This is a genomic window from Arthrobacter sp. CAL618, from assembly GCF_000468215.1.
Taxonomy (GTDB): Bacteria; Actinomycetota; Actinomycetes; order Actinomycetales; family Micrococcaceae; genus Arthrobacter_D.
Genome location: NZ_ASZW01000091.1, coordinates 36033 through 59820 on the forward strand (window position 1 = coordinate 36033; position 23788 = coordinate 59820).

General features: G+C 55.6%; 11 protein-coding genes, 4 pseudogenes and 1 other annotated feature. Of the genes and pseudogenes, 10 read left to right on the forward strand and 5 right to left on the reverse strand.

Annotation, left to right across the window (positions count from 1 at the left end; all coding sequences use genetic code 11):
- Positions 1 to 152: 152 nt before the first annotated feature.
- The 3 genes from K728_RS21195 to wecB all read left to right on the forward strand — a co-directional run bounded on the left by K728_RS21195 (position 153) and on the right by wecB (position 5196).
- Positions 153 to 3017, forward strand: coding sequence for an S-layer homology domain-containing protein (locus K728_RS21195; protein WP_024476138.1), 2865 nt, complete (start codon positions 153 to 155; stop codon positions 3015 to 3017).
- Positions 3018 to 3433: 416 nt separating this feature from the next.
- Positions 3434 to 3904: a hypothetical protein gene (locus K728_RS0105715; RefSeq protein WP_024476139.1), complete on the forward strand. Its 471-nt coding sequence runs from the start codon at positions 3434 to 3436 to the stop codon at positions 3902 to 3904.
- 131 nt (positions 3905 to 4035) lie between these two features.
- Positions 4036 to 5196, forward strand: a complete 1161-nt coding sequence (gene wecB / locus K728_RS0105720) for a non-hydrolyzing UDP-N-acetylglucosamine 2-epimerase (protein ID WP_024476140.1) — start codon at positions 4036 to 4038, stop codon at positions 5194 to 5196.
- Positions 5197 to 5379: 183 nt separating this feature from the next.
- Here wecB and K728_RS0105725 read toward each other — a convergent pair whose 3' ends face one another.
- The 5 genes and pseudogenes from K728_RS0105725 to K728_RS0105745 all read right to left on the reverse strand — a co-directional run.
- Positions 5380 to 5757 (reverse strand): fluoride efflux transporter FluC, encoded by a 378-nt coding sequence (locus K728_RS0105725; RefSeq protein ID WP_024476141.1) that lies wholly within the window; start codon positions 5755 to 5757, stop codon positions 5380 to 5382.
- Positions 5754 to 6218 (reverse strand): fluoride efflux transporter FluC, encoded by a 465-nt coding sequence (locus K728_RS0105730; protein WP_024476142.1) that lies wholly within the window; start codon positions 6216 to 6218, stop codon positions 5754 to 5756. The genes K728_RS0105725 and K728_RS0105730 overlap by 4 nt, the downstream gene beginning before the upstream one ends.
- A 123-nt stretch (positions 6219 to 6341) precedes the next feature.
- Positions 6342 to 7151, reverse strand: a complete 810-nt coding sequence (istB, locus tag K728_RS0105735; RefSeq protein ID WP_035747301.1) for an IS21-like element helper ATPase IstB — start codon at positions 7149 to 7151, stop codon at positions 6342 to 6344.
- A complete protein-coding gene (gene istA / locus K728_RS0105740) occupies positions 7148 to 8824 on the reverse strand; it encodes an IS21 family transposase (RefSeq protein ID WP_024476144.1) in 1677 nt (558 codons plus the stop codon). The genes istB and istA overlap by 4 nt, the downstream gene beginning before the upstream one ends.
- Before the next feature lie 389 nt (positions 8825 to 9213).
- Positions 9214 to 10392 (reverse strand): annotated as a pseudogene (locus K728_RS0105745) (IS1380 family transposase); the annotation flags it as partial.
- A gap of 51 nt (positions 10393 to 10443) precedes the next feature.
- Between K728_RS0105745 and K728_RS18520 the strand changes: the two are divergent.
- The 7 genes and pseudogenes from K728_RS18520 (at position 10444) to K728_RS0105780 (ending at position 23617) form a co-directional block, all read left to right on the forward strand.
- Positions 10444 to 11672 (forward strand): annotated as a pseudogene (locus tag K728_RS18520) (IS3 family transposase).
- Positions 10722 to 10836: a sequence feature (AL1L pseudoknot), on the forward strand. Its footprint overlaps the pseudogene before it by 115 nt.
- Positions 11673 to 11695: 23 nt before the next feature.
- Positions 11696 to 11962 (forward strand): annotated as a pseudogene (locus K728_RS20505) (IS3 family transposase); the annotation flags it as partial.
- A gap of 686 nt (positions 11963 to 12648) precedes the next feature.
- Positions 12649 to 14676, forward strand: coding sequence for a hypothetical protein (locus K728_RS0105760; protein ID WP_193353920.1), 2028 nt, complete (start codon positions 12649 to 12651; stop codon positions 14674 to 14676).
- A 152-nt stretch (positions 14677 to 14828) separates the two neighbouring features.
- Positions 14829 to 17753 carry a glycosyltransferase gene (locus K728_RS0105765; RefSeq protein WP_024476148.1) on the forward strand — a complete coding sequence of 975 codons (2925 nt, stop codon included), beginning with the start codon at positions 14829 to 14831 and terminating at the stop codon, positions 17751 to 17753.
- Positions 17754 to 18419: 666 nt separating this feature from the next.
- Positions 18420 to 20591, forward strand: coding sequence for a hypothetical protein (locus tag K728_RS21200; protein ID WP_162148030.1), 2172 nt, complete (start codon positions 18420 to 18422; stop codon positions 20589 to 20591).
- Positions 20592 to 21116: 525 nt separating this feature from the next.
- Positions 21117 to 22186 (forward strand): annotated as a pseudogene (locus K728_RS18525) (ISL3 family transposase).
- An 84-nt stretch (positions 22187 to 22270) separates the two neighbouring features.
- Entirely contained in the window at positions 22271 to 23617 is a 1347-nt protein-coding gene (locus K728_RS0105780) for a UDP-glucose dehydrogenase family protein (RefSeq protein ID WP_051317625.1), read from the forward strand.
- Positions 23618 to 23788 lie beyond the last annotated feature (171 nt).

Below are 23788 nucleotides of genomic sequence, written 5' to 3' on the forward strand. Positions count from 1 at the left end.
TTATTGTCCCGTATGCGCAGTTTTCGCCATGCTTTGGATCATTTTTACTGAATTTTCGGCTAGGGGCTATTACGTCAAGGTAAAATCCTTTAACCAAAGAATTTATCGTAGATGTCGGTCGTTGGGGCTGGCTCATCTGGAGGTCAGCCCTTATGCCTTTCTCTATCCATGCGCGTCGCGGTGTTGCTTCGGCCGCCATTTTCCTAATGACCATACCTCTCTTGTCGTTCGGTCCGGCCAACGCCGTCGGGCCTTCAGAGGGCCCGGTACTCGCCGCCGAGGGATCATTCACCGACGTGCGGAACGACAACCTGTTCTACAAGGAGATCAGTTGGCTGGCGATCGAGGGAATTTCCACCGGCTACGCCGACGGGACCTTTCGTCCTCTTCAACCAGTGAACCGGGACGCGATGGCGGCCTTTATGTACCGTCTGGCGGGCGAACCTCACTATGTGCCGCCTGCAAGTTCGCCCTTCCGCGACGTCACCACTCGAACCCAGTTTTATAAGGAGATTAGTTGGTTAGCATCCAAGAAGATCTCGACGGGCTACACAGACAGGACCTTCCGGCCAGTTCAGCCCGTGAACCGAGATGCTATGGCTGCCTTCATGTACCGTCTCGCGGGAAGTCCGTCCTATGCTGCTCCGGCCACGGCCCGATTCTCCGACGTCGGCAAGACCGACCAGTTCTACAAAGAAATTAGCTGGTTAGCCTCAAAGAAAATATCGGAAGGATGGCCCGACAAAACCTACAGACCAATACAACCCGTAAATCGTGATGCTATGTCTGCTTTTATGTACCGATATGCTGGCAGCCCATCTTCTATTCCAAACCCTCCATCCGGTCCGAACCTCAGCGAACAGCGGATAGCACTAAGAGAGCGAGTAGCTGCAGCGAAAAAGCTGTACGTGGATTCAAGGCCATTCGTTTCCTCATTGGCCAGAGCGGATGGATTGATCGTAAAGGGTTCAATAGAGGTTGGGATCAAGGAATTAGGGAAGGCTGAAGCACTGGTCACAGCGGCGAATACGCAGCCTCTAATGACGGCGGCCTCCCAAGCTCTCGATACTGAAAGTCTTCGTGCCGGGACGGTGAAAACCAGTGCCACTCAGCTGAAGGCCCTGAAAGACCTGAGACCAATTCAGCAAACCGTTGCAAAGACCGCTTTGTCCGATTTGAACGCTAAGCGGGTGTCCGGATCCGCGTATCAGGCTACTAAAGCTCGTGGAGAGGCTTTCACCACGTTGCTTGCTTCGGACCGAGCTGCCCAACGCAACGTGATAGGAAAGGCGGTTCCTTCAGCGAAGGTTCTGGCACCGGGGTATCGCGACGAGCTGACGGGACACACTGGGACTATCCCCACAGCGTCTGGCTGGGTCGGATTTTTTGGTGGGTGTGCTCTCCCTCAGGCGGAAACCAAGTTTTTACCTAGACTCCCTGCCAATGGGCCAGGGATCATCACAACCAACAAAATGGTGGCCGACGCGAATTCGCGTGCAGCGGCTGATCCTGCGCTTGGGGCCACCCACGACCTGATGATTCGAGGTGCTTCCAGTCAAGCGGCCAGAACTCTGAGCATTGATCAGCTTCGTGCTGAAGTGGGCTCCCGGGTTCCGCGGATCGGATACGGATGGCTACAAGCCGGAGATACCAAATCCCGGGACGTGTTGCGGTCAGATGCCAAAAGGGTGCTGGAAAGCGGCCCTGAATCGATAAATTCGCTGACCGCGTCGAATCTCCTTTTAGCCTCGGCTACTGCGAGTGATTGGGCTTCGACGTCGGGACTGGAAGAAACCGTTCTGGTCCGATGGCTCGGCCCTCAGACGTGCCTTCACGCTGACCGGGACAACTTCGTCGACGCGCCAACAAACATTGCTGCAATTCACAACGCTGCCACCTTCGTGGCTTCGGCTGTTTATCTCGAGAAATCACCGCTACAAGCGTCCGCACTGGCCAAGGAGTCGCTCCTCTCCATTCAACCCGCTTTGAAGGCGATCACTACAGACGGAGGCACTCCGGAGGGCCCAGGATACTGGACGTATCAAAGCCGGGCACTCTCGACGCTGTACTCGACGCTTCCGAACGTGTACACAACTATTCCCATTGCAATGCCGTCGCTTGCCAAGACACCAAACTACGCAGTTAACAGCGTCAACCCGCTGGGGATTCCATCTCCGTTCGCCGATGCCCGACCTGCCACACTTAGTCCACTGATGCCCGCATGGGCCGCCTTCGTGAGTAAGGATCCAGGGGCGGCTGCCTGGGCATGGAAAGAGTTCCAAGCGAAGCCCGATGCTCACCTGATGTGGTGGTGGACCAAGCCTGGCGCATTACCCGCACAGAAGTCTGCGATTTTCCCCCAAACTGGCTTGGCTGTGCTGCACCTTCCGGCAGGCAATCCCCCTTCGACGGTCACTCTGAAAGGCGGTGACAATGCAGCAAACCACGCACACCTGGACATTGGAACGGCTACGTATTTCAAGAAGGGCGTTGAATGGTCTGTCGACCCCGGAACAGAGCTTGTCTACCCGGCTGGATACTTTGGTGAAACGAGTCGGTGGTCCTTCTGGAAACCGGGCACCGCAGCACATTCGACCCTGCTAGTTGGGCAGTCCAACCAACCGACGGGTGCGAAAGGGGCAACGAAGTTGATCTCGAGCTCATCCGCATCCGTCGATATGCGGCAAGCGCTGCCAGGAAGTTCTTCTGCCACTCGGACAGTCACGAACAACAATGGCAGCATGGTTATCTCGGACGTAGTCAGGGCAACCGCCGGTATTCCGCTTACATGGCAATGGGTGACCGACGCTTCGGTCACGGTGGATGCCAGCAGAAATCTCGTAACGATGAAACTGAATGGTCAGCAGACGACGATTCAGTTTGGGGGAGTCCCCAGCGGGGCTAGGCTCACTGCAGCACCGGCGCCGGAGAAATCAAGTACTGGTGCTGCCCTGACCGTTATTAGGCTCGAGATGTCGAAGGTGACCGTCCTGAACCTGAACGCAACCATAAAGTAGCGTAGATGAAGTCGTTTGACGGACAACTCAAATTTTGGGGCCTTTGGATTATGCAGCTTCTTGAAGGTAAGTCTCTGGGGCAGTAACCGATTCTACGAACGGGGAGGGTTTCGGGACAGAGACCCGAAACTATTCGAATCCCCAGACAACGTCCATTCATCATGAGCAACCTGGCTAGAGATAGTTACCCCTTGAGTTGAACAGGCCGTTAGGCGTATTAGGTCAGCTGGGTGCCGTGCCTCTCAGGTTTTGTAAAGCGAATATGGCCGGTCGTGGTTTGTGAAAGGTTCTGGCTCCGAATATGGCGTAACGGGTGTCGCAGCGGCGGCGGCATCGGATGAGAGCGTTGAGGGCCTAGCTTTGGCGCTTTCCGGACCGTTCTCGGTTGAAGTAGGACGTGGATCCCGGGACGACCCGTGGCCCGGATCCTACACCGCCACCAGATGTCGCGGCTGGCCGACTGTGACCCGCTGACCGGGACCCTGGTCCGCGCCTCCGGCGCCACAATGACCGGGTACGAAACGCGACTTGTCCGGAGAACTGGTGCACCTGAGGTCCTGCGCGACGGGAAGGGCACCACCGCAGTTGGGTTCCTCGCCTACGCCGCCGCGTACTTCACGGCTCACGGCATCGAACGCGTCATCACCGACAACGCGTTCGCCTACCGCAATTCGATAGCCTTCAAGCAAGCCGTCGCCGATCTCCGCGCACCCAGCGCTTCATCAAACCTCACTATTTCTGGACCAATGGCAAAGCCGAACGCTCCAACCGCACCCGGCAAACCGAATGGGCCTAACGCCAGATCTTCAGCAGCACCTACCGCTAGCAAGTCCTCAAGCACTACAAAACTGAACGGATCTACGCTGGCATCGAAACCACGCCCGTAACCCGAGTGTCACCAACCCCATGACGCCTTTGATCTAGCCCTATGGCCCTGCACGTTACGGCGCCTATCACTGCGCTTGTGCTCCTAAGATACGCTGGGGGATTGACCGCAACGACAACTCAGAGGACACCCGTGCCTGTCATTATGCCGATCTACGGAACCCGCCCAGAGGCCATAAAGTTGGCACCCATCGTTGCCGCGTTGAAGGCATCATCGCAGCTTAGCTGCGTAGTCACTGTTACTGGCCAGCACCGAGCTATGTTGGATCAGGTCAATGAGCTCTTTGGCATAGTCCCGGACTATGATCTAGACATAATTCAGCAGCGGCAAACTTTGACTTCAATCATGACCAAGACCATTGCGGGTCTTGACCGGCTGTTCGAGCAATCAACACCTGATGCAGTCATCGTCCAGGGAGATACCACAACTTCTACCGCCGCGGCCATTGCTGCCTTCTACCACGGTATCCCTGTCATCCATGTGGAGGCCGGTTTGCGGTCGGGGAACCTTTTCTCACCGTTCCCGGAGGAGGCAAACCGGAAGATCACTTCGCAAATAGCAAGTCTTCACCTGGCGCCTACGTCTAGTAGCCGCGCGAACCTACTAGCGGAAAACGTACCGGGCGAGAACATCGTGGTGACGGGAAACACCGTCATTGACGCCCTACTGAATACTGTCGAGCAAAATGTCACGTTCGCTGATCCACAACTAGAGGAGTTAGCGGTTTCCGGCAGAAAGATTCTTCTAGTAACCACCCATCGCAGGGAAAATCAGGGGGAAGCCATGCGAGGCGTTGGGCGAGCTATAGCGCGGATCGCAAAAGCTGAACCGCAACTCACGATAGTATTGCCCGTTCACAAAAATCCGGCTGTAAGAGAAGCCGTGCTTCCCGCCATCGAGGGGCTGCAAAACGTGATTGTGACGGAGCCCCTCGCATACGGTGAGTTCACCAGACTTCTTTCCATCTCGCACATCATTCTTACAGACTCGGGCGGAGTTCAAGAAGAAGCGCCTAGCCTTGGCAAGCCAGTTCTTGTGATGCGGGAAAACACTGAACGGCCTGAAGCAGTCGATGCTGGAACCGTCTCGCTGATTGGTACTGATGAGGACAGAATCGTCTCTGAAGTCGATAATTTGCTCAACGATAAGGCCAGCTTCAATTCGATGGCCAGCGCGATAAATCCATACGGGGACGGCCAAGCAGCCCCCCGATCGGTAGCGGCAATCGAAAAGATGTTCGGTTTGGGTGAACGAATGACCGACTTTGGACTTAGTCCGACCACTCGGTCATAACTTCCGCTGCGGGCCCGAACGGAGTTGGCGTGGCTGGTGCCCCTCGGTCGGCTCTCTTCTTGGCCAACGGGTGGTGATGAATCACCCCTGGCTATGTCAACGTAAGTGGGACCCACCTGGGCAGCCTAAGCCGAACCCGCTACCCTGCCTTTGCGCTCTCGTGCTCACTGGTTGGTGGGTCCGCTATGCGAGAGCCCCGAGCCATAAGCCGGTTAAGGCGAGGAGGATGCAGAGGCCGGTCGAGCCGAATGCGTTTGCTCCTGCAGCCGCGATCCTGTGGGCCATGAGGAGACGGACTGTCTCGACGCTGGCGGTGCTGAAGGTGGTGTAGCCGCCTATGAGTCCGACACCCAGAATGCTCAGCAGTGGCGTGTAGTGAGCACCATTGGAGGCAAGGCCTGTGAGTAGTCCGAGGACAAGAGAGCCACTGGCATTGATGACGTTCGTGGCCCAGGGGTAGTTTTTTCCGAATCGTTGACTGATTGAAGCGTCGACCACGAATCGGAGCGCGGCACCCATTCCGCCCGACAGTGCGGCGATGACAAGGACTGTCGTGTTCATCTGTTCCTCCTCTTGCGGGTGTGGATACCTGCGGCGAGCAGAATGCCGCCGGCAGAGGAACCAGCGCCAACGATGATGGTGCCGAGGGCGTAAAGGACGCCCGTGGCTAAACGGCCCTCTTGCAGTAGTTCAACCGATCCGACGGCGAGAGTGCTGAAAGTGGTGAAGCCACCGATGAGGCCTGTTCCCAGGAGTAACCGTGTCGTGCGGCGGTAGCCGACATCGGGGCCCTGACGGGCAAGCGTCTCAAGGAGCGTTCCGAGGGCGAACGCGCCGATTATGTTGATGCCGAGTATTTGAAGAGGGATACCGTCGACGTTAGGGATGGTCACGCTAGCGAGCAGGCGTAGGGCCGCGCCGACTGTTCCCCCTAGAAAAACGAGGAGGACATCTCGGGGTAGAGATTGCTTCCCGGGGAAGCTGTTTGAGTCCGGGGGCGTTCCGGCATAGTTGTCGGTCATGGGTTCCTATCTCGAGGCGTGAGGTATCGCAAGAGATAGGGACTGCTGTCGACGAAACGAGTCGAGGTTGGGTCCGGCGAGCCCCACCACCGGACGCTTTCGCGCATTGACTATTCTGTCAGATTAGGTCGACGCGTGCTGCCTCTGGGTGTGGGCGAGCCGGTAAGAGTCGGTGCCGGTTTCGATGATGGTGCCGTTGAAGGTCAGCCGGTCCACGATTGCGGCGCAAAGCCTGGGGTCAGTGAACGTTTTCGTCCAGCCGGAGAAGGACTCGTTGGACGCGATCGCGATCGAGTTGTTCTCTTCTCGCTCGGTGAGGACTTGGAAGAGCAGTTCAGCGCCGCGCCGGTCGAGTTCCATGTAGCCGAGTTCATCGATCATGAGCAGGTCCACCCGGCCGTAGCGGGCGATGGTGCGGGCGAGGTTTTTCTCGTCGGCGGCTTCGACGAGTTCGTTCACCAGGCGCGTGGCGAGCGTGTATTTGACCCTGAAGCCTTTCTCCGCAGCGGCGGTGCCGAGGCCGATGAGGAGGTGGCTTTTGCCGGTGCCGGAGTCACCGATGAGGCAGAGCGGTTGCCCGCGGCGGACCCAGTCCCCGGTGGACAGCGTGTTGGTGGTGGCCGGATTGATGTTTGAGCTGGCGTCGAAGTCGAAATCTCCGAGCCATTTGTCTCTGGGAAATCCTGCGGCTTTGACACGTCGGACCGAGGAGCGCCGATCGCGGTCGTCACACTCGGCCAGGAGTAGTTCCGCGAGGAATCCTTGATAGGACAGCTGTTCCTTTTGTGCTGTGGTCGTGGCTTCATCGACGACGGCGCGGATGGTGGGAAGGCGGAGCCTGCGGCAGGCTTGGTCGATCGCTGCGTTAGCGGCTTCTTCGGTGAGGCCCCGCCTTCGTCGGAGGGTCGTGGTGATGCTGGTCGTGGTGGTCATGATGCTGTTCCCTTCTGGGTTGCGTCATTGGTTGCGGGTTTTGTTCGTTCGGGTAGGCGCAGCAGCTGGTCGTTCGCGGCGACTGACGGTAATGGCCTTGTGTCGGCTGGAAGACCGGCGATGACCGCCGCGGGATTCGCGAGACGGCGTTGAGTAAGACTGACAACCCGTCGCTCGGGAGTACGAGCTTGTTCACCACGATGACGGTCCAAGCGGGCCCCACCCAGGGCTTCATGTCGGCGGGCCTCGACCGCGACGACATCGGCGGTGACCGCCCCAACTGTCAGTGCCGCGGTGATACCAGCGATGACGTCTTCGGCTGCCATCGACCGATGCAGGAGAAGAACATCGATCAGGGCGCGGGTGCCGCCGGCATCCCCGTCGGTCTTGCGGGCCGCGGCCCAGAACGCTTCATGGGCGGAAGTGAAGGCCCCGGATGCTCGTGCGTGGGCCAGAGCGGTCGACCCTGGCAGGGCGCCGGGTTTGTGGTGCAGGACCTCGAGGTAATGGTCTAGGTTCACGCTCTGCCCGTGCTGCGTCACTACCCGCGGATGCCTGGCAATCTCGGTGCGTCCTTCGAAGACGACGACTTCGGATGCGCGAAGGAAAACCCGCACCGGGCGCCCAATGACCCTGGCCAGAACCGAGTAGGACGCCATCCGTACCCGGATCAAGCTCGATCGGTTCACCCTCGGTGTCAGTGTCAGACCTGGTTCGAAGCGCTCTGTCGTGATCGGGGCGAGCAAGGATCGTTCGAGGGCGAAGTCCTGGGCCACGGTATGAAGACGGTCACCGATCCGGCGGTTCTCATCCTCGATGTCCCACCGCTTGATCTGCTGATTGAGCTCGGCGAGGGAATCGACGACGGGCATCGGGGACAGATGAGTCCGGCGGAATCGGCCGACGTCGCCCTCGACGCCTCCTTTCTCATGTGCGCCTTTGATCCCTGGCTGGCAGTAGAAGGCGTCGAACCCGTAGTGGGATCGGAACAACAGCCACCGCTGGTTTTCCGTGCGTTGCCTGCCGGTGCCGTAAATGACTTTCACGACCGCGTCGGTGAGGTTGTCGTATCTGATGTGTCGGGTCGGGACGCCACCAATGTCCCCGAAAGCATCGATGTGGCCTTCAAGGAACGCTTCCTGCGCCTGGGTCGAATAGACCCGGTGGATCGCTTTGCCGGAATGGGACAGGCGGAAGGTGAACATATGGCACTTGGTCTTCACCCCGGCCAGCACCACCCAAACTTCCCCGAAGTCGACTTCCGCCTCCGCTCCCGGTGCGTGTTCCTGAGGAACGAACACCTCCGGCAGCCGACCGGCCTCCACATCAATCTCCGGACGACGTTTACGGACATAGTCACGAACCGTCGAATAGGACAGCTCCCTTGCCCCGTGCTCATCGATGAGCCGAGCGAAGACACGTCGCGCGGTATGACGCTGCTTACGAGGACCCTGGAGGTCCTGTCGAAGCATGACGTCAATCGCGGGCTTGAACGCATCCAACCGGGGCGCAGTCCGCACCCGAAGTTTCCGTTCTGGTGGTTCCGCTTGCCTCAGTGCCAGCCGGACAGTTGGCCGGCCGACACCATGACGCTTGGCAAGCTCTCTGATCGAGAGACCCTCCACGCGCGCATCACGCCGGATCCGCGCAAAAACTTCCACCCGAGACTCCATTCGAACCTCCACCTTGAGCAACCAAAGAAGCGTTTGTTACAACGGTGAGGGTGGGTCCCGTTTAGATTGCCCGTGACACCCCGAAATGGCCGAAGTGGGTCCCGCTTAGATTGCCCAGGTGGGTACGAACAAAGCTGCCATAGTCACTCCTCGAACCGCCAAGTTCATTCCGGGCGGATTGTGGGCTATCCGATGGACTTACGGATGAAATCCCGGCTAGCTCGATTTTTCATGATGCCCGGTGACTTGCGCGGATTTGTGGCCGCGGTCGCTTCGCGGTTGTTTTCTGTTTCCGGGCAAGTTGATGGGGCCCGTTGGTTCGCCTGGGTTGGCGCCGGTTCCACTTCCGGTGATCGTGCTGTTGGTTGGGATGGGATGAGTGGCGTTGCTCAGCCGGTGGAAGGGACGAGGCCTTTGGCGAGGCGGGCGGTGTTGTCCAGGAGGAGTTTCAGGAGGTCTTTTTCCGGGGCTGATTCGGGGAGCAGGAGTTGATTGCGGCGGGCGCGGGTGATGATTTTCCCTGCAGTGGCGAAGAGCCGGTAGCGCCAGCGTTTGATGTCCCAGCCCTTGGCGCGGTGGCCGTCCGGGAGGGCGGCGAGCTGGAGCCAGGAGACGAGATTGAAGGTCAGCGCTGCGATGTTGGCCCAGGCCTGGTTCGCGGTGAAGTCGAAGAACGGCAGTTTGCCCAGGCCAGTGTTTTTCAGGGTTTTGATCCGGTTCTCGCAGCGGCCGCGGGCGCGGTGTCTGGCGTCCAGGAACGGTCCGTGCCAGCGGGGTGAGTTGGTCAGGAACGCGGTGATCCGGTGCCCGTCGGTGTCGAGCAGGGAGGGCTGGGCCCCGGGGTGGAGCGGCTCGGTGCGCAGGAACAGTTTCGTGTCTGGCGGGTAATCGGTGAGGGGGATGACGTCGGTGGCGTTGATGACCCACGCGTCGGTTCGGTCGTTTCCGGACTGGTCCAGGGCCGGCTGCCAGTACTCCTTGTCGCTGATCCAGTCGATCATGTGGGTCTTGCCGAACGGCAGGGTGTAACTGGTGGTGAACTGCACGCCGAGGCTGTGCAGGTGCCACAGGAACTTCCGTGACGCCCCGGCACTGTCGGTGCGGACCAGGACTTTTCCCCCAGCCAGTGCCCCTGTTCCGTCGTAGAACTCTTCGGGGAGTTGGGCTGCGGCGGTGTGGAAGACACGGATATGGTCCGCGGCGCTGTTCGCTCCGGCGCTCCCTGGCCGCAGCACCGCGGCGAGGATTTCCCCGGATCCCTTACGGGTCCCGTAATCGACGCTGGCGATGAACGGGGCGAATCCGTAGCCGCCCTTGTAGGTCCCGGCGACGTTTTCCTTATCGGAGTGCGCGGTCACCAGGGTCGCGTCGAGGTCGATGATCAGCGGATCTGCGGCCGTCGCGGTCAGTGCCGGGTTCCGGTTCCCGGCGGCGTCCCAGGCCCGGGTGCGCAGTTCCCTGGTCAGGGTTTCAAACCCATAACTGAACAGCTCCGGGTTCACCACGGTGCGTACGAAAAACCGGGAGACGGTCGCGTTCGAGGGCAGCTGGCCGAAGACCCCGGGTGAACCGCCCCGGGTTTAATGGAGGGTGTTGATTCCTTGAAAGGATGACCCTTTATGGCAGCACCGAGGAAGTATCCGGATGAGCTTCGTGAGCGCGCGGTCCGGTTGGTGATGGACGCGCAGAAGGACCCTAGTGCCCGGCGGGGTGCGTGTAGTCGTATTGGCGCTCAACTAGGTATCCCGGCGGACACGATCCGTGGCTGGTTGCGTACCGTCGAGATCGACCAAGGTGTGCGGCCTGGGACGACGACTGATGACGCTGCCCGGCTGGCGGAGCTCGAGCGTGAAGTCGCTGAGTTGCGCCGGGCCAACGGGATCCTGAAATCGGCGTCGGCTTTCTTCGCGGCGGAGCTCGACCGCCCCTCGCGACGCTGATCGCCTACATCGATCAGCATAAGAACGAATACGGGGTCGAACCGATCTGCAAACAGCTGCCCGATCGCCCCATCAACGTACTACGCAGCCAAAGCCCGTCCGGAGTCCAAACGCTCCATCACGGACGCTGTGACAACGGAGCAGATCATCCGGGTGCACCCAGAGAACTACGGTGTTTACGGGGCGAGGAAAGTGTATGCTGCCCTGAACCGTGAAGGACACCGGGTGGCCAGGTGCACGGTGGAACGCCTCATGCGCCACGCTGGTTTACACGGGGTGCACCGGGGCAAGGCCCCGCGGACGACCGCGCCGGGGCCCTGCACGGACCGGCCAGCGGATCCGGTCCGTCGGCACTTCACGGCGCCGGCACCGAATTGTTTATGGGTCGCGGACATCACTTATATCCGCACGTTTTCCGGATGGGTTTACGCGGCGTTTGTCCTGGATAGGTTCTCCCGCCGGATCGTCGGCTGGCAGCTGTCCACAACGCTGCATACAACCTTGGCGTTGGATGCGTTGGAGATGCGGTTATGCACCCGCCGGCACGCCGGGAAAGATGTATCCCAGCTCATCCATCACAGCGACCGATTGAACTGGCCCAATATCGCGCGATCCGCTACACCGAAAGACTCGCTGAGTCCGAAGCAGTCGCCTCCGTCGGCGCCAAGGGCGATAGTTACGATAACGCGATGGACGAGGCACTGAACTCGCTGTTCAAAGCCGAATTGATTCGGAACTAAGGGCCCTGGAGAAGTATCAATGACCTGGAAATCGCCGTCGCGGAATACATCGATTGGTGCAATCACAGACGCCTGCACAGCGAGATCGGCTACCGACCACCGGCGGNGGAAGCCGAAACCATCCACTACTCAAAACCCCCGAGCATCAAAATAATGAAACGGGTCTAACAAACCCTCCACCAAACCCGGTGCTTGACTCGCTGCGATGCCACGGGCTCACCGCGTCAATGGAAGAGGCGGTGCCTGCGCTGGCAATGCCGCGATGGAATCATCCTTTTCCCTGCTGCAAAAGAACGGTTTTAACCCGCGAGCGGCGGCGCGCCCGCCAAGAACTTCGGCTAGCGATTACGAGGTTGATCGAGCGGACCTATCACCGGCGCTGGCGGCAAAGCTGGCCGGGAAAGCTCAAGTCAATCGAATACGAAACAGTCAACTACACTGCGCTCACAACCGGCTGATACTACGAGGTAAAAGAATCCGGCGCAGTCCCACCGGTCCCACGGCAGCCCCCGGAAGCAAACCGCCCATTAGCCGTTCAACCCACTTACTGGCTTAGTAAACCTAGCAACCTACTCCGGTATCGTACCCGGCGCCCGCCGATTCTAGACCTCATTCCGCGGGAATTCCTCACGCGGTCCGGGAATAAACAACTCAATAACGTGCTCTTCAGAATCGCCCGGAGCGTCAGCTGCCACGCCCCTCTTTCAAAGGCCTTCTACAAGACAGATCGCAGCCAAAAACCAGGTTGGCCTCGCCCGCCGCCGCTGCGACGTTATCTTTGCCGTGCTTAGAACCAAAACACTCTACGAGACCAGAGCGCCGGAAGCTGCTTTACTAGAAGCATGGGGACATCGTTACTCGGCAACCGGCCGGAGCGCGAAGGCTACCGAACGGAAATGTGAAACAATCTATATAGCTACTGCCCCAAACTCAGAACCCTCATTCATAAGAAAGGTCCTCGTCCCCTGTCCCGCTCCAGCGAACTTCGGTGGCGAGGGCCGACGCAGTACTAGTTCAGTCTGGCCCACCCCAGGGGATCAGATGGAACACATCGAAGGTTTTGAACGTCACAAATCGGAGAATAATGAAAAGTACTGACCCTCGCTCCCAGTTTGACAGTCTTCAGATGGACCAGCGCATAAATATGAACACAGACACCGACACCGCTCTCAGCAAGAAATTGGAACTAACGGAATTATCGCGCTTCGGTTCGGCGTACCTTGTTTGCCTCCTTACTCAAAGCTTCCACGAGGATGGCAAACCTGGAGATCCAGTCAATCTGGATTTATGGGGATCAAAACTTCCAAATATAAATATATTGAAGATCACCGCGTTAGGCAGTAGCGAAAACCCTATGGGAGGTTTCATCGATGAAACCAAAAACCATATAGTTGATGTAATTGAAAGCATACGAGAGTGTGCGCGAGATAGTGCCGTTCAGGAGCGCAATATTATTATTTGCGGTAGTGGGGCCGATGGATTCGCAGCGATTATGGTAGCCACCGCACTGGATGGCGCATTAGCACTGGTGCAGGACCCGGCGATCAATCTTGTGGAAGATACCGCGAAGGATCAGAACGTTTTGGCCAAGGGTTTATCTGCTTATTCTGAGGAATACCCCCATCGCGTCAGAGTAATCAATAGGCTAATCATAAATAAACTAGTCCCCTCCCTCCACATCGTTTCACACCGATCAAGTATTCGCCTAGCCAGTCAAAGCGAATTTATTAAGGACCTTTATGGTGACATTCACCTGATGGCGAAATGCGGTGATGTAAACTTCAGTGTGATGTCTACCGCACCCTCTGAGCAGGAGAAGGCATCGTTGGGTGGTCTCATCACACATGCTTTATACTCGATTGAAAATGGATGGGCGTACGAGGCCGAAAATTCCAGCACTAGGAACTACAACCAATTGGTAGAGGCTGCTATAGCCCTCCGAAAACAAATAACGTTCATCCGGACTGAAGCCGACGAAAAGGTGTACACAAAGACCAAAGATCTTCTATACAGCATCGCCCGAGAATTCCCCGACAACGCGTGGCCATACATGAGAATTTGCGAAATTGTCAGCAAGTGGGAGCTCACTCAAGGGGAAGAAGTACTTAGCGCGGCACTAAGCGCATTCCAACGGGCTCAAACATCTGATGCTTTTGTATATGCTTGTCGAGGCTATATAAATACAAATGAACCAGGCAGCGCTGCGGAAAAAATCGACCAACTGATGGCCAAAACCGATTCCCTTCAGATAGCTAATGTGGGTAATGTTTTCAAAGCTGTCCTGGCATATGAAGACAAAAATTTCGTCAAATACGAAGATCTAATAAACGTTTTTCGCGAAAACAAAGATGAAGACTTCAATCCCTACATGTCAATACCGGTGTCCACAGTCTTCACGCGGGATGTAAGGTTACCCGAATCATTTTCGGGAAAGCCCGCCAAACTAATGGGTATAGATGTCCCTGTGGCAAGCATTCAAAATGAAACCTATGATTACATCATAAGTACATCTTGTGATCAACGGTATTTTGAGTTATACGGCGAGTTTCTAGTCAAGTCGTTTACTCAGTTTTGTAGTGGGGAAGCGGCTCTGCACCTGACGGTCGTTGACGGAGACCTGCATAAGCTCGAGACTCTTCTAGCGGAGTGGGGTGCATCGAACGTATTCCTATCCGTCCTTAATCTTGATGCAGGAGAAAATACTGGCGCTGTTTCCTCGCTCGTACGGTTCGTAAACCTGGCTGCATTATTGACCCGAAACGAGGTTCCCGTTCTAGTAGTGGATTTAGACACGGTGATTTTGCAGTCATTGAAACCACTTGTAGAAGACTTCCGTAATACGACGGACGTAGGATCACGAATTCTCAGAGGGGTAAAAGCTCCTTGGGAGATATATACCGGAGGCTTCGCCTTGTTCTATCCGACTGTTGAGGGTAAGCAACTAGCCGCATCGATAGCTTATGTGGCTGGCATCACATGCAAGAAGGGGGGCGCGCAGTGGTGGATAGACCAAAATTGCTTCGAAGCAGGTATCAGGTTGTCTATAAAATCACAACGCCCCCTGAGAATTTCAGACTTATTTAAGGTGCGGGACGAGTATTGCGTGATGCCGGTGGGCCCAATAGAGTCGAAGACGCATTTTTTGAGGCGCGCGCTTGAATCTAACATGTGAGGTTGCTAACGCGGAATGCTGCCAAGAACGGTGAATATCCCCATGGCAGGCTACTTCCAGTCTGTTGCAACGACCCCAACTTCTGCTATCTGCAGATAGCGTATAAAATCTAGATGACCAATTTTCGCTCCTCATTCGATACGTAGGTAAACATGGACAAGGTGTATTATCGCAAATTCTTATCGCGCTTTTTTCCGTTCCTAACGGAAGAAAGGGCTACCAAGAGTGAGCTTGATGAGCCAGGGGAGAAGGCAGGCCGCGCTACCATTCTGTCCTCCTGCTTGGTAGACGGCCAATATCGTAGTGACAATTTAGAGCTGCTCAATGAGCTGACAGTCACGCGACGAAGTTTGAACGATCTTGAGGTCGCAAGTCGAGTCCTTCGCCTGAAACAGAAGGATTTGGTTTCGAAGGTCGCTCGTATTTCAGAAGAGTCGGAGGGACAAACGACCGAGCTAATTAAGCGCCATGCGGCCGAAGTAGATCAACAGGTGAGGCTGGCGAAGTTAGAAGGCGCTCGATCTTTCAAGGAAAGCGCCCTCAAACTTTCTACCAAGTTTGGGTATTGCGGTTCTACAGTCGGTTCGTCTTTCGGATTCTCTCCGGAAGCCTTTTACGGAGGTCAGCATCATAAAGACATTCGTATCCTTGAAAGAATAGCGATGAAGACGGGAAGTTATAGAGCCCGTCGAGCAATAGCGCTCGGTGCTACAGATCAGCGGAATACCTACGAAGAACTCATCATGATCGCGAGAACACACTCGGTGGGTTTGATAGACCTGGACCTTGAGGGCGCAGTGAGGCACTGGAATAGGCGATCATATTTTAGTTTGGTCAGAGTGATAGCTGACCAGTGCACATCTCCATCGGATCCAACGGATGCAGTTGCGCTCTATAAGTTAGCAATATCTGTTTTCGGTCGGAAAAGTTTTGATCAGCGGTCTATAAATATATATCTTGAGACATTACAGATTTTGGGTTCATCAGAGGAAATGGCTGCCGAAATGGTCGCGTTCGACGTCATGGCGACGAACCCAGTTCAGGGTAGTTTACTTCGATGTAACGAGTTGACGGCTACAGGTCTCTTTGAGGGCGATGCCGTTCATCAGTGGTTGGATATACTATCCCCGATATATTCAAACGCGAATTTGGCGCCGATTACGTATAGCCAAAAAGAAGCTGGCCTGCTGGATTGCCTTTCCGCGGATGCTGAGCCGGTGTATGACGGCCCCCTAGTGTCAGTTCTAATGGCTACCTTCAATGGCACTGATCGAATACTGACGGCTATCCAATCAGTGATGAACCAAAGCTGGAAGAACCTCGAATTGGTGATTGTCGACGACTACAGCGACGAACGGCATTGGGACGTTCTCAATAGATATTCCCTGCTCGACTCACGGATCAGGGTTTTTAGGCTTGACGAGAATCAGGGCGCTTATCGAGCGCGCAATTTCGCCTTTGAGATGGCTACCGGCGTGTATGTCACTGTCCATGACGACGATGACTGGTCCCATCCCCAGAAGGTTGAAACGCAAGTGAGACACCTGATGGCACACCCCGAAGTTGTCGGAAACATGTCGTTCCAGACCAGAATCGATGAGGAGTTCAAATTCGTTCGTATTAACGATAATACGAATTTCAATCAGCGCAACTATTCCTCAATGATGTTAGAACGAGACCTTGTCAGAAGGCTGGGTGGGTGGATAGACATCAATCGTGCGGCTGACGCCGAATTCCATGACCGAGTGCGGACCCTAACTGGGAAGCAAATAGTCGGTCTCGAGACGGCCCCGCTATCGTTCATGCGAGCCCGGACCGGGTCTTTGACTTCAAATGAGATAAGGAAAGGGGCTCTTGATTTTGCTCGCCAGACCCTGGGTTTGCTGTACCTGACTTGGCATAAATCGCTTACACCTACTCCTCCGAATTCTCTTGATGATCTTGACTCGCCCAGTTATAACCTCAGTCGCCCCTTTCCTGTACCGAATAACATGCTTCCGGGGGAGCGGCGATCCGCGTTTGGGAACTTTGATGTCGTATTTTTGACGGACTTTCGATTTCCCGGGGGTAATTCTAGCTTGGTAGCAGCGGAAATTGAGGCTGCAGTTGGAGCGGGGCTAAGGGTTGGGGTAGCTCAGTTGGATTCCCCCGTTCTGCGTGCCAACCACACGTTCAACAATGGGGTTGCAGAAGTAATCGAGCGACTCAGTGTACCCATACTGACTATCGAGGATGACGTTTCAACCACTCTCCTGATTATTCGTAACCCAACGGTTCTTCAATTCGCGGAGCGACTGAGGCCAGCTTTGTCACCTAATAGGGTGATCGTCGTTGTCAACACAGCGCCCGTGGGTCAAAACGGAGCAAATTTTTGTTACGACTTGGTGGACTGTATGTCCAGTGTCCAGGAAATGTTCGGAGCTACCGCAGAAATTTATCCTGAGTCTCCTCAGATGCGGAATTTGGTACATTCCATATTTCCGAACGCCCATTACTCCGACAGGAATTGGACTGGTTTCATTAATCCGAGTCCATACCTGGCATCTCGACTACACGATGAATCTCGCCAACCTATTGTGGGAAGGCATTCGCGCGATCACTCGCTGAAGTGGCCTGATACGGCTGAAGAAATTAGGTCGGCTTATGTTCAACCGGATCATTTCGGTACCCATATCTTAGGAGGAACCGGTTCAGTCAGCGGACGACTTGCACTAAGTCTAGAGCCGTCCGTAGTTGTTTCGGAATTTGGTACTATCGATCCGCCGGATTTCCTATCTAAGATTGATTTCTGGGTATATCTCCATAGCACTGCCTTAACGGAATCTTTCGGTATGTCTATTGTGGAAGCGATGGCTTCTGGAGCCGTTGTTCTACTACCGCCCTATATGGAAGCGCTTTTCGGCGACGCAGCATTATATGTTTCAGCCTCGGACGTTGCTGAAACAGTAGCAGTATATTGGGGGGATAGCGCTTTGTATAACGAACAAAGTCGACGCGGTATTGAATCCGTCAAGCTGCACTTTTCGGACGCGGCTTTTTCGCAACGCCTCATCAGTCTTGTTCAGTCCAATCGATAACCCGCCTCTATTTGGATGTTTCCAAAATAATAAGCTTTAAATCAGCCGTGGCGTGTGTGGGATTCTCGGATGGACCTATTGCACAGCGTGAGAAATTACCGAGTGAAGATCGATTGTGAAGGGCGTGAAGACAATTCTTAACGAGAACTTGCCGACCCGAGCAGGGCTACCGAAGTCGGGTCTACCTGGTCTAGTAGGCATAGGTTATGAAAGCAACCATTCGAGGCCTCCAAATGTTCGATTAGGAACACTTGTCGACGACAAGTTATTGAACGAGCTTAGAGGGTTATACATGGTATCGGATATGCTTGCCGGGTGTGTCGGCGATTCGCTCAGTCTGATCAGACCAGATGTTGTTGTGATCCAAACATCCTTCGTAAGCCGGGGCCCGTGGTTGGGTTCGATAGAGAATCCATGCACTCTATCTGGAGACTTTCGATCCCTTCAAGAATGGAGTCGGCGGGAATCATCCCTACTCATTACTCTGATCGATTCAGATCCTGATAGCCATTGCGCGAACTTCTTCAAGAGTATAGGGCATGAGTTTTTTCCGAACCGACATTTCTTCACGCGCTTGGAGAGCGGCGCGAACCGATCGAAGTTTTACAGCATAATCCACGATTATGGTATGTCGTGTCTGAACACCTTTGAAGGGCGATTTTGATCATGTCAATTGTCTACGGATCCCTAAAACAGGACCCACGGGAGCAAGCTGGATTTCGAGGATTACTGGATCATCTTGCGGCGAACGGCATCAAGAGCCGTTCTTGCACGGAAATGATCGCAGACTCCGATAGCCGTACCACCGCACACGGGGAACGGTCAGGAGGATCGGAGATTTATCTCAGATCGGGGCGAGCGGTCGCTTGGGAGATCGCGCAGGTATACCTTAATGGCAACGCACGATTGTTGATCGCAGACGGGTTCGATGTAGCTCGCGCTTTGGCGGGGAATAGAAGGCTCGAAGGAAAATTCTGGATCTATGTAGATGAGCATGAGGCGTCCAAACTAATCTCCGACGAGTTCTCCCGCTCGTTTCTGACTCAGTCTATATTGCATGCTGGGCTGGTTATCGGATCGGGTCGGGGTTTGAAGAAGTTGCGGACGATAGTCCCTGGAGCAGGGGGGAAATTCTTCGAGTACGAAGATGGTGAATCGCTCAATTCCGCACGCGGTGCGTCTTCTCGGCTCAGCGGACAGCTGACTCTTAATGAACGTTACCAAATGGCGACCGCCCGAACGAAGCTTGTGGTAGAGGATATCCCACCTGAGGAATCTGCCTCGGACTCGTCAAAGCAAACGGGGGCGAAGGCTGTGGACGAGGCTTCGATGGAACTTCCTCCGAGGCCTTACCTTGTTGGTATAACGCCGGAGTCTGGCATACATGCTTCCTCTGTTAATGTGATCCCCTTATGCACTACCGTTCTTTCGCATAGCGTGAGCAGGAGCGCATGGGATCTAAAATGTCTTTTAGGGGACACTATCTCCGACTTACTAGTTGTTAGATCCTTGCCACTGGCGAAATACTGTTTGAGTCATGAGGAACTGAGAGACGTCACCTGGCTATGGATCGATGACTCTAACTTCGATGACTTCTTCCTTGACCAAGCCTCAACCAAAATGTTCAAGAGTTTCACATGGCGGAATCGAGTATTGGTTGGAAATGAGGCGCTACGTTCGAGAGTGGAGTTGTCATCGCCAGAGATGCTGGGCAGGGTCACTTTATGGGATTTGCGGAAGTCGGGTAGTTCTGAAATGTCGCCGGCAACCTTCTTCGAGGAGGCAAATAATCCTATTGAACGCTATTTGCCGAGTAGGCTTCCCGCAGCAATATCTCCTCGGCGATTAGTCGTTGCCGGACATGACCTCAAGTTTTTCTCAAGTATCCATCGATCCATTGAGCAGAGCGGTTTGTTTGACACTCGGTTTGATGTGTGGCCTCGACAGGACGAACAAGTAATCTCGCAAAGCAAGGATTTAAGTTCTTGGGCGGAGGTTATATGGTGTGAGTTTGGATCTCGTAATTCGGTATGGTATTCCAAAAATAAACTTCCGGGTCAGCGTCTCATTGTTCGCGTTCACGGATATGAGTTGTTCGGTGGCTGGACAGATGGCCTTGACATGGATGCTGTGGATTTGTGGGTTTTTGTCTCTGAACACGCTAAACTCAAAGGTGTCCTATCTTTGGGTATTCCTGACAGTAGGACGACGGTTATACCGAATGTTATTGATTTCGGTGATTTATCTAGGAAGAAGTTCGAAGGAGCAAGGTACAACCTAGGGCTGGTTGGTATGGTTCCGGCTATAAAGCGTCCGGATCGAGCTTTAGACCTGCTGGAGATATTATTGGGGCTGGATGACCGTTATGCCTTGAATTTTCGAAGTGGTCGTCCTTTTGATAGCGGGTGGATTTGGACTGATCGCGATCAGCGCGACGCATATGAGGCCTTCTATGAACGGTTGGCTTCAAATTCTTCGCTACGACGAAAAGTTTCCTTCGATTCGTTTGGCTCAAACATGGGGCACTGGTACAGGAAAGTAGGCTGGGTTCTATCCCCAAGTACAAGGGAAACCTTTCATCTGGCCCCGATAGAAGGAATGGCTTCCGGGTCCGTACCTGTAGTTTGGGCTCGGGAGGGTGCAGCCGATATTTTTCCGATCGAGAATATCTTCGATAGCTCTGCGGCTGCGGCGAGCTACATACATCGCTCTAATGTGAGTAACGACTCATACGGTGAACTCGCCCGGTCCAGTAGTGAGTATGTACGCCCCCTTGACATTGAAAATCTTGGAAATCGCTTTATTAGTTGCCTGTTAGGCGTAGACCTTGACGACTGAATAGGTTGCTTTTGCATTCCAGGACCATATATCCGCGTCCTAGGTGATAGACTATTCCCCGCCGCATTGGATGATGTGCGATGAGGTTATTTTTTTGCGCGCGAACAATTGGGCGCGCTATGTACATCCTCGCTAACATCAATAACCGGGGATGGCCCTCCGCATTGAAGGGATATCGGTGAGACAATCCGGAATCGCCTTTCCGGGAAGCGCGATTAGCAAGGCGCCCAAAGATATGGCTGAGCCGGTCCCTACTGAGCGATGCTTCAGGATGAGCAGCCGGCAGGCCAGTCTTTATCTGCACCAGCCTCTACCGGGCGAACGGCAGAAGAACAGACGTGTGGATATTTCGCAAGCGTGGCAGATCCCAAAGCGGCTCATCGCAATTGAGGGTGTAGCGGGCGTGGGCGGGTTGGGCGTGTCGAAGGTGGGATAGAGGTCGAGACCTTCCGATGATGGAAGTTCCTACACCGCCTCATCTGAAAGGCCTCGACGACGTTCCACGCTACCTTCGCTGCGCCTGATTTGACCACGTTTTGCCGTCTTGATGAGCTTGACCTCGAAGCCGTCGGGCAGGATCTGAGCCCTGATTGTGCGGTGATTCAGTGTTGTGTCGTTCAAGCGGATACTTGGTGCCAGTCGTGCGGAGCGCAGGGCGTACCGCGAGACACGGTAACCCGTCATCTTGCGCACGAACCGTTCGGTCACCGACCCACCACGCTGTTGGTACGGGTGCGCCGCTACCGGTGCACCGGTTCGACGGGGTCACCGCTATCGGGTTCGATGAGCATGTATGGCGGCATACCCGGCGTGGTGACAAGTTCGTGACCGTCATTATTGATCTCACCCCGATCCGCGAAAAGACAGGCCCGGCGCGGTTGCTGGACATGGTCGAGGGCCGCTCCAAGCAGGTCTTCAAGATCTGGATTCAAGGTCGTCCGGAAGCATGGCGGGACGGGGTGGAAGTCGTCGCGATGGATGGCTTCACCGGCTTCAAGACCGCGACCAGCGAGGAACTCCCGGACGCGGTGCCGGTCATGGATCCGTTCCATGTTGTTCGCCTCGCCGGGGACGGGTTGGACCGGTGCCGGCAGCGTATTCAGCAGGCGACCCTCGGGCATCGGGGTCGTACCGGTGACCCTCTCTACCGAGCCCGGCGGACCCTGCATACCGGTGCGGACCTGCTGACAGAGAAGCAACAGACCCGACTCAACGCGGTGTTCGCGGTCGAGGAGCACATCGAGGTCGAAGCGACCTGGGGGATTTATCAGTGGGTTGTTGCCGCCTACCGGGAACCAAACAAGACACGAGGGAAGCAGATGATGCAGGCCGTGATCGACTCGGTCACCAGCGGCGTTCCGACTGCACTGACCGAGATCCGCCGACTCGGCCGAACCCTGAAGCAGCGAGCCGCTGACGTCCTCGCGTTCTTCGACCGCCCCGGCACGTCCAACGGTCCCACCGAGGCCATCAACGGACGCCTCGAACACCTCCGCGGCTCAGCACTAGGATTTCGAAACCTCACAAACTACATCGCCCGCAGCCTGCTCGAATCAGGCGGCTTCAGACCCCACCTACACTCTCAATTGCGATGAGCCCCTTAAGTGTGGAAAGTTCGCGGTCTGCAGTAACGTCTTGAGGGTAAGCATTTTTCTTCACGATGGGCGGATCGATTGACAATGCCACTGCGGTTAACTGTTATTGGGGCAGGGTATCTCGGAACCACACACGCTGCTGCCATGGCAGAGCTCGGGTTCGAAGTGCTCGCAGTGGATGTGGATGCCGATCGGGTCGAGCAGCTCAATCTAGGAAATTTACCATTTCATGAACCAGCACTTCCGGAACTCCTGCGGAAGCACACAGCATCCGGTCGGCTGCGCTTCACCACATCGATGGCCGAAGCCGGCGCATTTGGCGACGTGCACTTCGTGGCAGTAGGTACGCCGCAGAGAGCCGGTGAGCACGGGGCAGACATGTCCTACGTTGATGCTGCTGTCGCTGGAATAGCCGAGGCGGCAACTAAGCATTGTCTCATTGTTGGCAAATCAACTGTGCCGGTCGGTTCAGCTCGCAGATTGAAGGACGTTGTTCTCTCGAAGAGTTCTCCCGGGATCAACATCGACTTCGCTTGGAACCCGGAGTTCCTTCGGGAAGGATTCGCCGTCGAGGACACACTCCGACCGGATCGTCTGGTCGTCGGAACCGATTCAGACTCTGCCAACGAAATCCTTCGAGCGGTTTATGCAGATGCACTCGAACGCGAGACGCCTTACATCCTCACTGATTTCGAGACTGCTGAACTCGTCAAGGTAGCCGCAAACGCGTTCCTAGCGACCAAAATTTCATTCATCAACGCGTTCTCCGAGGTTACAGAGACTGTCGGGGGAGACATTCGAACCCTCGCCGATGCAATCGGTTACGACGCGAGAATAGGTAGAAAATTCTTAAACGCGGGCGTTGGTTTTGGTGGTGGATGTCTTCCGAAAGATATCCGCGCGCTCCAGGCGCGCGTCTCAGAGTTAGGTCTGGATACTACGATGAGGTTTCTGAACGAGGTCGATGAAGTCAACCTGCGCCGGCGGGATCGCGTCGTTTACTTAGCAGAGCAGTTGCTAGGGAGTCTTGAGGGGAAGACTGTGGCCATATTGGGAACGGCATTCAAGCCAAACAGCGACGATGTCAGAGATTCCCCAGCCCTGGATGTCGCCGGCCAGTTATTCAACCGCGGCGCCGATGTGAACGTCTACGATCCGGAAGCCAATGCCAACGCAGCAAAACGTTTCCCTCGTCTGAATTACTGTGACTCGCTGGTTAGCGCCGTCACCGGGGCCGACATTGTTCTTTTACTTACCGAGTGGCCCGAGTTCATTCAAATGGATCCTGAGACTGTTGGCACCCTTGTCGAGGGACGTATAGTCATTGACGGTCGCAACGTACTCGACCCCGAGGCATGGTCCGGGTCAGGATGGACCTTCTGTGCTCTAGGTCGTCGCATGGATCACGTGAGCGTCCCGGTGCCCGTATAGTCGGACCGGGTTGCTTGGTATTTATTAGTCAATGAGGTTTGGCGGCGAGCTTAATTCCTGTGTTCAACAAGGTCCTTGCTCGCCACCTTTCCCCGAAACGTTACCTTCCCCGCAGGGTTCACTGCGGTAGGCTCGGTATGTGCCGGATTGCCCGGAGTGACCGCAGCGCCG